This is a genomic window from Pseudomonas sp. SLFW (assembly GCF_009905615.1).
GTDB lineage: Bacteria > Pseudomonadota > Gammaproteobacteria > Pseudomonadales > Pseudomonadaceae > Aquipseudomonas > Aquipseudomonas bambusae.
The window spans coordinates 786,651-799,213 of the sequence record NZ_JAAAKW010000001.1 but is presented as its reverse complement, the minus strand read 5'-3'; the positions used below and the strand labels follow the sequence as shown (position 1 = coordinate 799,213).

Genomic DNA, 12,563 nt, shown 5'->3' with positions numbered 1-12,563 from the left:
ACTCAGAAGTGAAACGATGTATCGCCGATGGTAGTGTGGGGTTTCCCCATGTGAGAGTAGGTCATCGTCAAGATTAAATTCCAGAACCCCATTTGCGAAAGCAGATGGGGTTTTGTTTTTGCGCGCGGAAAAAGATCGCATTCCACCTCGGGATGCGATCTTGCCTATAGCAGTGCCGGCAAGTCGAACGGCTACAGGTCAAGTGCCCCCTCTGTTAGTCTTCTCCCTCTCCAAACGCCAAGGAAGCAGCCATGCCGGTGACATCCAACCTCAACCCTGGGTTCATGGTGGTTCATGGCAATCGCCTGGATGAACTGCGTAGCCTTGTGGTGTCGTGGATGCGGCGTTACCCGCTGACCCCGCTGGAAAACGAAGTCGCGCTGGTACAGAGCAACGGCATCGCCCAATGGCTGAAGCTTGCCCTCGCGGATGATGCACAGGACGACGACCAGGGGGGCTGCGGCATTGCTGCCGCCATCGACGTTCAACTCCCCGGCAGCTTCATGTGGCAGCTATATCGCGCTGTCTTGGGAAAGGACGAAATTCCCGAAACCTCGCTACTCGATAAAGCCCCGCTCACCTGGCGTTTGATGCGACTGCTGCCTGCATTAATCGACCAACCCCACTTCGAGCCCTTACAGCGCTTCCTCACCGCCGACACTGACCTGCGCAAGCGTTATCAGTTGTCCGAGCGACTGGCCGATCTGTTCGACCAATACCAGGTGTACCGCGCTGACTGGCTTGAAGACTGGGCCGCTGGACGGCACCAACTCAAGAACGTCAGGGGAGAGGCCAAACCGCTCAAACCTGAAAACTGCTGGCAAGCCGAGTTGTGGCGAGCGCTGCTTCATGATGTCGGTGCCGAGGGGATGGCTCAGAGCCGTGCCGGGGTGCATCAGCGTTACATGGAGCGGATCAATACCCTGACCGAGGCCCCCGCAGGCTTGCCCGCCCGGGTCATTGTGTTTGGTATCTCCTCGCTGCCTGCCCAAGCGCTTGAAGCCCTCGCCGGTCTGTCACGTTTCAACCAAGTGCTGCTCTGCGTGCACAACCCCTGCCGTCACCATTGGGCGGATATCGTTGCTGACAAAGACTTGCTGCGGCACGAGTACAAACGTCAATCGCGCAAGGCTGGGATGCCGGTGGTACTCAACCCGGACGCTTTGCACCAGCACGCCCATCCACTGCTCGCCGCATGGGGCAAGCAGGGCCGCGACTACATCAATCTCCTCGACAGCCACGACGACCCTAACAGCTACCGCTCGATCTTCCGCGACGGGCGTATCGACCTGTTCAGCGACGGCGACCCCCAAACCATTCTCAGCCAGATACAGGACGACATTCTCGAACTGCGCCCCTTGAGCGAGACCTACGAGCTGTGGCCCGCCGTCGACATCAAGAAAGACCGCTCGATCCGCTTCCACGTGGCCCACAGCGCCCAGCGCGAAGTGGAAGTGCTGCACGACCAGTTGCTCGCGCGGTTCAGCGCCAATCCTGATCTGCGCCCTCGTGATGTGATCGTGATGGTCCCGGACATCGACAGCTACGCCCCGCACATTCGTGCCGTGTTTGGGCAACTGGACCGTGATGATCGCCGCTTCATCCCCTTCACTTTGGCAGACCAGGGCCAGCGCGGTCGTGACCCTTTACTGATTGCCGTCGAGCACCTTTTGAAGATCCCCGACAGTCGGTTTCCGGTCAGTGAAATCCTCGACCTGCTGGACGTTCCCGCCCTGCGCGCACGTTTCGGCATCGACGAACGCGACCTGCCAACCCTGCATCGCTGGATCGAAGGCGCAGGCGTGCGCTGGGGGCTGAACGCCAAGCAACGCGAGGGTTTGGGCCTTCCTGAAGCCCTTGAACAGAACAGCTGGCATTTCGGTCTGCGACGCATGCTGTTGGGGTACGCCGTGGGTGCAGGCATTGCCTACGATGACATCGAACCCTATGACGAAATCGGCGGCCTGGACGCGGCGCTCATCGGCCCGTTGGTCGCCTTGATCGACGCCCTTCAAGTCGCCCACGCCGAACTGTCGCAGCCTGCCACCCCGCCGGTCTGGGGCACGCGTCTACAAGCGCTGATGCAGCTGTTTTTCACGGCGGACAGCGAGCACGACGACTATCAGCTCAGCCAACTCGAAACCCTGCGTGAAACCTGGCTGGAGACCTGCGAAACGGTCGGCCTGCTGGAAGAATTGCCGCTGACGGTTGTGCGTGAAGCGTGGCTCGCCGGGCTGGATCAAGGAAAACTGTCGCAGCGCTTCCTCGCAGGCTCCGTCAACTTCTGCACCTTGATGCCGATGCGTGCGATCCCGTTCAAAGTGGTCTGCCTGTTGGGCATGAACGACGGCGATTACCCCCGCGCACAACCGCCGCTGGACTTTGACTTGATGGGCAGCGATTACCGCCCCGGCGACCGTTCCCGTCGCGAGGACGACCGCTACCTGCTACTCGAAGCGCTTCTGTCCGCCCGAGATCAGCTCTACATCAGTTGGGTCGGACGCAGCATTCGTGACAACTCTGAACGTCCGGCGTCAGTGCTCATTGGCCAACTACGTGATCATTTAGCCAGCGGTTGGCGGTTGGCAGACGCTGTCGAACCCGAGGACGCGAAGAAGCGCGACCCAGGTCAGCAACTGCTGCACAAGCTGACCCTTGAACACCCGCTGCAACCGTTCAGCGCCAAATACTTCCAGGAGAATCTGGAGTACTTCAGCTTTGCCCGTGAATGGCAGGTCTTGCATGAAGCAGCGGTCCAGTCGGGCGAAATCAAAGCACTGGAAAAGTACGAGCAAGAAGAGCCGCTCAGCCTGATGCAGCTGCAAGATTTCTTGCGTAACCCGGTCAAACACTTCTTCAGTCAACGTCTGAAGATTTTCTTCGAAGTAGCCGAAGCGCCTTTGGCCGACGAAGAGCCGTTTGTGCTCGATGCCCTTGAGCGCTACGGATTGAGCGATAGCCTGCTGCAAGCGGCGCTCCTGGACCCTGAAAGCGCTGACCAATCCCTCAAGGCCCAAGCCGTTCGCTTGCAGGCCAGTGGGCTGTTGCCGATGGCTGGATTCGGCGCGCTCCTACAGGACGAGTTGATCGAGCCGCTGCCGGATCTGGTTCAGCGCTACCATGACCTGTTGTTCAAATGGCCGGAGCGGGTTCACAGCGCGTTGCCCGTGAGCCACGAACATCAACACGTCGCCCTCGACGGTTGGCTCGATGGCCTCTATCAAAATACGCAAGGCGAGTTGCTGGCTGTGACGGCCATTCCCAATGCCATCGGCGGTAGGAAATCTCGGAAGTGGCATCGCCTGACCAAGCCGTGGGTCAATCATCTGGTGGCGTGCGCCTGCGATTTGCCGCTGACCACCGCACTGGTGGCTAGCGATGAAACCCTGCTTTTGCCCCCGTTGGATAAGGCAAAAGCCACAAGCACCCTCAACGATCTGCTGCTCGCCTGGCAACACGGCATGCAGCGCCCGTTACCCGTCGCCGTGAAGACTGCGTTTGCCTGGCTCGGTGAAGCGGACGACGTCAAAGCCGAAGCCGCCGCCCGCAAAACCTACGACGGCGACGGCCAGAACATCGCGGGCGAGCACGCCGAAAGCACAGCGCTCGCTCGACAATTCCCCACGTTCGACACGCTGCTCGACAGCGAAGAGTTCGTCGGCTGGTGTGAGTCGCTGTACAAACCGATTTACGAAGCGCCTTGGCAATCCCTGTCCAGCGTGGAGGCCGGAGCATGATGGACCTTCAAAAACCGTTGGCCCTGCGCTTCCCGCTCAAGGGCAGCCAACTGATCGAGGCCAGCGCGGGCACTGGCAAGACGTTCACCATTTCCGCGCTGTACCTGCGTTTGGTGCTTGGCCACGGCGACGAGGTTTCAGGCTTCGGTCGCGAGTTGCTGCCGCCGCAGATTCTGGTGGTGACCTTCACCGACGCCGCGACCAAAGAGCTGCGCGACCGCATCCGTACACGCCTGGCCGAAGCGGCGCGTTTCTTCCGTCAAGAGATCGAAGCCCCTGACGCTTTGATCGACGACCTGCGCAACGACTTCGCGCCGGATCAGTGGGCGGGCTGTGCGAGTCGTCTCGACATCGCGGCGCAATGGATGGACGAAGCGGCCGTTTCGACCATTCACAGTTGGTGTCAGCGCATGTTGCGCGAGCACGCCTTCGACAGCGGCAGCCTGTTCACTCAAAGCCTGGAAACCGACCACAGCGATTTGCTCGGCGAAGTGCTGCGCGATTACTGGCGCAAGTTCTGCTATCCGATGACCGGCGACGCGCTCAACTGGGTGCGTGAACACTGGGGTGGCCCGGCGGCGTTGTTGCCACGTGTTCGTGCGATGTTCGGCAGCGATCGCGCGCCGGTCACGCAAACCCCGACGCAACTGATCGAAGCTTCGATCACCGAACGCCGCGAAACCCTGAAGACGCTCAAATCGCCGTGGGCCAATTGGGCCGCCGAGTTGCATGCGATCTGCATCGACGGCGTGAACTGCAAGGTTGTCGACGGTCGCAAGATGCAGGAGCGCTACTTCAGACCCTGGTTCGACAAGCTGATCGCCTGGGCTAACGATGACGAACAGGAACAGCTCGATCTGGGCACCGGTTTCACCCGTCTGACCCCTGATGGCATCGCCGAAGCCTGGAAGAGCAACCCGCCGTCGCACCCGGCCTTCGAGGCGATGGTTGAGCTGAAAGTCGCCCTCGACACGCTGCCAACGCCTGACGCGGCCGTACTCGAACACGCCGCGCAATGGGTCGGTGCGCGTTTTGAAGAAGAGAAACGTCGTCGTGCCGAAATGGGTTTTGACGACATGCTGTTGCGTCTGGACGCAGCGTTGCGAGGGAGTGGCGGTGAGCGCCTGGCGACCCTGATTCGCGAGCAGTTTCCAGTTGCGTTGATCGATGAATTCCAGGACACCGACCCGGTCCAGTACCGGATTTTCGACTGTATTTATCGCCTCGAAGCCCATGACGAAAGCACCGGCCTGTTCCTGATCGGCGACCCCAAGCAGGCAATCTACGCCTTCCGCGGCGCCGACATCTACACCTACCTACGCGCGCGCACGGCGACCACCGGACGCCTGCACACATTGGGCACCAACTTCCGCTCCAGCCACGGGATGGTCGAGGCTGTGAACCACGTGTTCGTGCGTGCCGAACTCAACCCCGTTGGGCGCGGCGCGTTTCTGTTTCGCAGCGCCGATCACAATCCTGTGCCGTTCCAGCCTGTTAATTCACAGGGCCGCAAGGAAGTGTTTCAGCTCGACGGCCAGGCCATTCCAGCGCTGAATGTCTGGCAGCTGGAAAGTGATCAGCCGGTGTCCGGCACGCTGTATCGGCAGCAGTTGGCCGCCAGTTGCGCGAGTGGAATCGTGCGCTTACTCAATGCCGGTCAACAAGGCCGTGCGGGCTTCGCCAAACCGGGCGAAGCGCTGAAAGGCGTGATGCCGTCGGACATCGCGATTCTGGTGCGCGACGGCAAGGAAGCCCAAGCCGTGCGTGGCGAATTGTCGGTCCGTGGCGTACGCAGTGTGTATCTGTCGGACAAGGATTCGGTGTTCGCCGCGCAAGAGGCTCACGACCTGTTGGCCTGGCTCAAGGCGTGTGCAGAACCCGATGCAGAACGCACACTGCGCGCCGCCTTGGCCTGCATCACGCTCGACCTGCCATTGGCTGAATTGGAACGTCTGAATCAGGACGAACTGGCGTGGGAAAACCGCGTCATGCAGTTCCGCGATTACCGTCGCATCTGGCGCACCCAAGGCGTGCTGCCGATGCTCCGTCGCCTCTTGCACGACTTCAAACTGCCGCAGACGTTGATCCAGCGCAGCGATGGTGAGCGGGTGTTGACCAACCTGCTGCACCTCTCTGAATTGATGCAACAGGCCGCTGCTGAACTCGATGGCGAGCAGGCGCTGATTCGTCATTTGAGCGAGCATCTGGCGTTGTCCGGCCAGGCGGGCGAAGAGCAGATTTTGCGGCTGGAAAGCGACGAGCAGCTGGTCAAGGTCGTGACGATTCACAAGTCCAAAGGGCTGGAATACCCGTTGGTCTTTCTGCCGTTCATTTGCTCGACCAAACCGGTCGATGGCAGCCGTTTGCCGTTGCATTTCCATGACGCCGAAGGGCACGCGCAGATCAGTCTCAAGCCGACGGCAGCGCTCATCGAGCAAGCGGATGACGAGCGTCTGGCCGAGGACTTGCGCCTGCTGTACGTCGCCCTGACTCGTGCGCAACACGCTTGCTGGCTGGGCGTCGCCGACCTCAAGCGCGGTAACACCAAAGGCTCGATTCTGCACCGCTCGGCGCTGGGTTACTTGCTCGGTGGCGGCAACGTATTGGCAGAGTCGACGCAGCTCGTTCAATGGCTTCACGCGCTGGCCAGCGATCAGCCGACCGTGCACGTCGAAGCCGTACCTGCGCCGACTGAAGACACCTTCAGCGCCCCGCGCAGCGAGGTCGCGTTGAGCAAGCCGCGCATACCCCGCCGCAGCGCGCGGGAGAATTGGTGGATTGCGTCCTACAGCGCCTTGCGCATCGGCGACACGATCACCGACAGCGGCGACCAATCCCCGGACAGCCCGCAGGCGCAGAAGCTGTTCGACGACGAACGCCTCGACCCGGATGCGCCCCGCGAGACCCTGGTCAGCGGCGGCGACATTCATCGGTTTCCCCGTGGCCCGAACCCTGGCACCTTCCTTCATGGCTTGTTGGAGTGGGCGGGGGAAAAGGGCTTCGCGGTCGCCGCCAGCGATCCCGTGGCACTGGAAAAGGTCGTCGCCCAGCGCTGCAATCGTCGCGACTGGAAGGGCTGGATCAACACGCTGACGGACTGGCTGTCTCACCTGTTGAGCTTGCCGTTGCGTCTCGGCGCTGACGTGCCGCCGGTCGCCTTGAGCGCGCTGGATCAACCCAATCAGTACCGGGTCGAGATGGAATTCTGGTTCGCCTGTTCGAAAGTCGACGTGGCGCAAATGGACGCATTGGTGCGTCGGTACACCCACAAGGGCGCGCCCCGTGCGGCGGCGGAAACCGTTTCGCTGAATGGCATGTTCAAGGGCTTCATCGACCTGACGTTCGAGCATCAGGGCCGCTATTACGTGGCGGATTACAAATCCAACTGGCTGGGCGTCGACGACGATGCCTACACAGAAATGGCGATGGAAAACGCGATTCTGGACAACCGCTACGACCTGCAATACGTGCTTTATCTGCTGGCCTTGCATCGCCAACTCAAGGCGCGGCTGGCCGATTATGACTACGACCGCCACATGGGCGGCGCGGTGTACCTGTTCGTGCGCGGCAGTCGTTCGGCCAGCCAGGGCGCATGGTTCACACGGCCGCCACGTGAATTGATCGAAAGCCTCGATTTGCTGTTTCAGGGGCGAGCCTTGGTTGAGGAAGAAACGCTGTCAGGAGACCTCGCATGAACCGCACCTTCGCGCATTTGCTGCCCACGCCGCTGGACGCCGAGAGCCTTGCCGCTCTCCAGCCACTGAGTCGGGTTGAGGACTTGCTGCTGTTGCTGGAACGCTGGGTCGAGCGTGGCTGGTTGCGAGCGCTGGACAAGGCCTTCGTGGGTTTTTTGGCAGACCTCGATCCAGCGGCCGATTCGCTGGTGCTGCTTGCGGCAGCGTTGACCAGCCATCAGCTCGGTCACGGTCATGTCTGCCTCGACCTCTTTGAGACCCTCAAAGAGCCAGACTTCGCGCTGTCGCTGCCGCCCGAAGGTGACGTGCTGCAAACGCCGATGTTGCTGCCCTCCACACTGCTGAAGGCGTTGGACGGCGCGACCTGGTGTCAGGCGTTGGCGGACAGCCCGCTTGTCGCGAAGGCGGGCGACAGCAGCACGACGGCAGCACAGAAGCCGTTGGTGTTGTCAGACCGTCGCCTGTACCTGCGGCGGTATTGGACGTATGAGCGCAGGATCGACGCCGCCCTGCATCGTCGTCTCTGCCAAACCGAACCCACGTCGAGCGACCTGGCCCAGCGTCTGGACGCTCTGTTCGGGAACGCAAGCACTGCACCGGATGCGCTGATCGACTGGCAGAAACTCGCCTGTGCCATTGCCACTCGCGGTGCGTTCAGCATCATCACCGGCGGTCCCGGTACGGGCAAAACCACCACGGTCGTGCGTCTTCTGGCGCTGCTGCAATCCCCTGCGGTGGAGCGAGGCAAACCGCTGCGCATTCGACTCGCAGCGCCGACGGGCAAGGCAGCGGCGCGCTTGACCGAGTCCATCAGTCATCAGGTGCAAACCCTCGATGTATCCGAAGACGTGCGGCAGAAAATCCCCAGCGACGTGACCACGGTGCACCGTTTGCTCGGCAGTCGGCCCGGCACGCGTCACTTCCGTCATCACGCAGGCAACCCTTTGCCGCTGGACGTGCTGGTGGTGGACGAGGCGTCGATGATCGACCTGGAGATGATGGCCAATCTGCTCGACGCTTTGCCGCCCCATGCGCGCATGGTGTTGTTGGGTGACAAGGATCAACTGGCGTCGGTGGAGGCCGGTGCGGTGCTGGGTGATCTATGCCGGGATGCCGAAGCGGGGATGTACAGCGCGGACACGCAGGCGTGGCTTGAATCGGTCAGCGGCGAGGACTTGAGCAAAAGCGGGCTGCAACAGGGCGACCCGCAGCAACATGCTCTGGCGCAGCAGGTGGTGATGTTGCGTCACTCGCGGCGTTTCGTGGCGGGCAGCGGCATTGGGCAACTGGCGAAACGGGTCAATCAGCAGCAGGACCAGGACGCCCGAGCGCTGTTGGTCAATGGCGGCTACCCGGACTTGTATGCATTGGCGCTGAAGGGCGAGCAGGATCGGGCGTTGTCGCGTTTGTTGCTCGACGGCCACGGCGGCGGCCCTCAGGGTTATCGGCATTATCTGACCCTGATGCGCGGCGAGCGGCCACAAGGGCTCACGTCGATCGAAGACCCGCGCTGCGTCGAATGGGCGCGCCAGGTGCTGAACGCGTTCGACGAATTCCAGCTGTTGTGTGCCGTGCGCAAGGGGCCGTGGGGCGTTGAGGGGTTGAATCAGCGCATCACCCAGACGCTGTTTGCTGCCGACCTGATCGAGAGTGATCACCAGTGGTACGAAGGCCGCCCCGTGTTGATGACCCGCAACGATTACGGGCTGGGTTTGATGAACGGCGACATTGGTATCGCGCTCCGTTTGCCGGAAGGCCCGGTCGAGGAAAACCGCACGGCCTTGCGCGTCGCCTTCCCGCGTAACGACGGCGAGGGCGGCGTGCGTTTCGTGCTGCCGAGTCGGCTTAATGATGTGGAAACGGTGTATGCCATGACCGTGCACAAATCCCAGGGCTCGGAGTTTGCGCACACGGCGTTGATTCTGCCCGAAGCGCTGAACCCGGTGCTGACGAAGGAGCTGATTTACACCGGCATCACGCGGGCGAAAAACTGGTTCAGCCTCATCGAACCGCGACAGGGCGTGTTCGAAGAAGCGCTGCGGCGCAAGGTGAAGCGGTTGAGTGGGTTGATGTTGGCGTTATAGCCTTCGCTTTATGGGGGGGCCGCGAGGGATCAACCTGTGGGAGCGAATTCATTCGCGAAAGAGTTATCAGGCGATGAGGGTGTTCCGGCTGTACCAACGCTTCGCGAATGAATTCGCTCCTACAGGGATTGAGGCGTCCTCCTGACTGAATTCCCTCACGTCGCGCAAAACGAATTGCCCAACTCCACCCGACCAAAACTGGCGCCGTCGTCCAGCGGGGTGATGGCGAGCATCTGGTCCATCCGCACTTCATCGAGGCCGTCGGCGAATTGCAGGAATTCTTCCTTGCTCGGCGCAGTGCGGGTGGTGACGGGCCGGCCTTCGAAGGTTGTGCCGTCGATCATTTCGACCTTCAAGCGATAACCGTGCATGCAGGCGATCTCCAGGTAGTCGTAGAGATCGCAGTTCAGTGGGGTGTAGTTGTCCATTTCAGGCTCCGGGGTGACGTGATGCAGGGATCATGTCGCTCCACGATAGCCGCTCACGCTTCCTTGCGCACGGGCTCCGGTTGAGTGGCCAGGCTGTCCAGCCCCATGAACTTGCGCACCCGCTCGCCGCACTGGTCGGCGAGGATGGTCTGTGGCGAAGCATCGACCTGCACCACACCGTTTTCCATGAAAATCACACGGTCGGAAATCGACAGCGCAAAGTCCATTTCGTGGGTGACGATGAGCATGGTCATGCCTTCTTTCGCCAGGTCGCCGATGACTTTCAACACCTCGCTGACCAGCTCAGGATCGAGCGCGGACGTCGGTTCGTCGAACAGCATGATCTGCGGGTCCATCGCCAGCGCGCGGGCAATCGCCACACGCTGTTGCTGACCGCCGGAAAGCTGGTGCGGGTATTTGTGCGCGTGGGCCAGCAAGCCGACCTTGTCGAGCAGGGCATAGGCGCGCTGTTCGCTGATGGCCTTGTCGCGGCCGTGATAACGCGGGGCGAGGGTCACGTTGTCCAGGATCGTGCGATGGGGGAACAGGTTGAAGTTCTGGAACACCATGCCGATGCGCTGCACACCCCGGCGAATCTGCGGCGCGTTGGGGCTGTCACCGGCATGGATGAAGCCTTCACCGAAGAGAATGATCTCGCCCTTGTCGATGCTTTCCAGGCTGTTCACTGTGCGGATCAACGAGGTCTTGCCCGAGCCGGACGGCCCGATGATCGAGATCACCTGCCCCGGATTCACGTCCAGACTGATGCCCTTGAGCACCTCGTGATGGCCGTAGCTCTTATGAATGTTCACCAGTTGCAAGGCAGGGGCCGAACCCGGACCTGCGTCGGACTGGCGGGCCTTGGCGGGCTGTGCGATCAGCGTCGAGCGCAGACGGGCGAGGGCGCTGTCGTCGAGGGTTTGCGGCTTGCGGTTGTTCAGTTCCAGGTGCTGTTCGAGCCAGTGAAACAGCCAGCCGAACACGGTCACGATCATCACGTAATACACCGCGACCGCCGACAGGGTTTCCATCACCAGGAAGTTTTGCGCGTACAGACGCTGGCCGACAGTGAGCAGCTCGGTCAGGGAAATCACTGACACCAGCGAGGTCAGTTTCACCACGGTGATGTATTCGTTGATCAGCGTCGGCAGGGAAATGCGGAAGGCCTGCGGGATCACGATCAGACGCTGCATGCCGATCAGTCCTACGCCCAATGCACGCCCGGCCTCTTTCTGACCCTTGGCCACGGAAATCAGGCCGCCCCGGTGGATCTCGGCCATGTACGCCGCTTCGGTGACGACCAGCGCCAACAGGCCGGAGTAGAAGGGATTGGACAGCACTTCACGGGTGATGGGAAACATCTGCGGCAGGTTGTAGGTGAACACCACCAGCACCAGCAGCGGGACGCTACGGAAGAACCAGATATAAATCGACGCAGGCACGCTGATCCAGCGCGCGGTCGAGAGCTTGGCCGAGGCCAGCAGAAACCCCAGCAGCATGCCGATGAACCAGCCCAAGGCGCTGAGTTCAATCACCGTGATGCAGGATTCCCAGAAGTCCGAGACCGAGAACAGCGAAAAAAAGTAGGACCATTCGAATTGCATACACACCTCAGCGGGGCCAGACCCTGCGGGGAAATCTCTATCAAGCGCAATTTCTGTAGGAGTGAGCTTGCTCGCGATGGCGGTTAGTCAGACATATCAATGTTGACTGATTCAACGCCATCGCGAGCAAGCTCACTCCTACAAGGGGTAGAGCATCAGCCTTTAATTACTCGGCTCTTCCAGGTTGTACTTCTTCAGCAGCGCCGCGTACTCACCGGATTTCTTGGTTTCGTCGAAGGCCTTGAGCAACGCCTGATACAGCTCGTCGTTGCCTTTCTTCACGTAGATGCCCAGGGTCTGTTGGTAGATCGAGTGCTCGGTGCTGACCACCACACGGCCTTTGGTGCGTTCGGCGATCATGCCGGCGGCGCCGTCGATTTCCACTTGGGCCTGAACGTTGCCCGACAACAGCGCCTGGGTCACTTCAGGAGCCGACGGGAATTCGCTGACCGAAATCGCGCCCTTGTTGTTCGGCACGCAGTAATCGGTGGACAGCTTGTTGAACTGGGCAACCCACGTGGTGCCTTTCTCCAGGCCGACTTTCAGGCCGCAGAGGTCTTCCGGCACCTTGGGTTTGATCGTGCTGTCTTTCAGGACCATGATCGCCGCGCCGGTCTTCGCGTAAGCGATGGTCTGGGCCTGGGTCTGACGCTCAGGGGTGATGTACATGCCCGAGATGATGGCGTCGTAGTGACCGGCGTTCAGGCTCAGGATCAGGCTGGAGAACTTGGTGTCGACGAACTCGGCCTTCAGGTCCATGTGCTTGGCCAGCAGGCGCGACAGGTCAGGGTCGGAGCCGACGACGTTTTTCTTCTCGTCGTAGGATTCGAAGGGCGGGTAGGTAATCTCCATGCCGACCTTGAACTGGCCAGGTGTCACAGTGGTGGCAGCGTGGGCAACCGTAGCCTGTAACAAAGAGCTGCCGAGCACGGCGGTGGCAAGAACGGTCAAGCGAACAGCAGTGTTCAAAGTGTTGCGCATCGTCGGTGACTCCACATCAGGAAAGTAAGGCACG

General features: G+C 61.0%; 6 protein-coding genes. 3 read left to right on the top strand and 3 right to left on the bottom strand.

Features of this window, described 5'->3' with window-relative positions; translation table 11 throughout:
• Positions 1-251: 251 nt before the first annotated feature.
• Genes recC through recD form a run of 3 tightly spaced genes read left to right on the top strand, consistent with a single transcriptional unit; the run spans position 252 to position 9,516 of the window.
• The gene (gene recC, locus GVN17_RS03345) at positions 252-3,737 is read left to right on the top strand and encodes an exodeoxyribonuclease V subunit gamma (RefSeq protein WP_166593788.1); all 3,486 of its coding nucleotides are present in this window, start codon (positions 252-254) and stop codon (positions 3,735-3,737) included.
• A complete protein-coding gene (gene recB / locus GVN17_RS03340) occupies positions 3,734-7,432 on the top strand; it encodes an exodeoxyribonuclease V subunit beta (protein ID WP_371928470.1) in 3,699 nt (1,232 codons plus the stop codon). Before recC ends, recB begins: the two co-directional genes overlap by 4 nt.
• A complete protein-coding gene (recD, locus tag GVN17_RS03335; RefSeq protein WP_166593787.1) occupies positions 7,429-9,516 on the top strand; it encodes an exodeoxyribonuclease V subunit alpha in 2,088 nt (695 codons plus the stop codon). Before recB ends, recD begins: the two co-directional genes overlap by 4 nt.
• Before the next feature lie 155 nt (positions 9,517-9,671).
• On the opposite strand, the gene GVN17_RS03330 is transcribed toward recD, so the two are convergent.
• From GVN17_RS03330 to GVN17_RS03320, 3 genes are all read right to left on the bottom strand, one after another.
• Positions 9,672-9,944 carry a Rho-binding antiterminator gene (locus GVN17_RS03330; RefSeq protein ID WP_166593786.1) on the bottom strand — a complete coding sequence of 91 codons (273 nt, stop codon included), beginning with the start codon at positions 9,942-9,944 and terminating at the stop codon, positions 9,672-9,674.
• Positions 9,945-9,997: 53 nt separating this feature from the next.
• The gene (locus GVN17_RS29790; protein ID WP_166593785.1) at positions 9,998-11,548 is read right to left on the bottom strand and encodes an amino acid ABC transporter permease/ATP-binding protein; all 1,551 of its coding nucleotides are present in this window, start codon (positions 11,546-11,548) and stop codon (positions 9,998-10,000) included.
• 162 nt (positions 11,549-11,710) lie between these two features.
• Positions 11,711-12,529 carry an ABC transporter substrate-binding protein gene (locus tag GVN17_RS03320; protein ID WP_166593784.1) on the bottom strand — a complete coding sequence of 273 codons (819 nt, stop codon included), beginning with the start codon at positions 12,527-12,529 and terminating at the stop codon, positions 11,711-11,713.
• Positions 12,530-12,563: the final 34 nt, after the last annotated feature.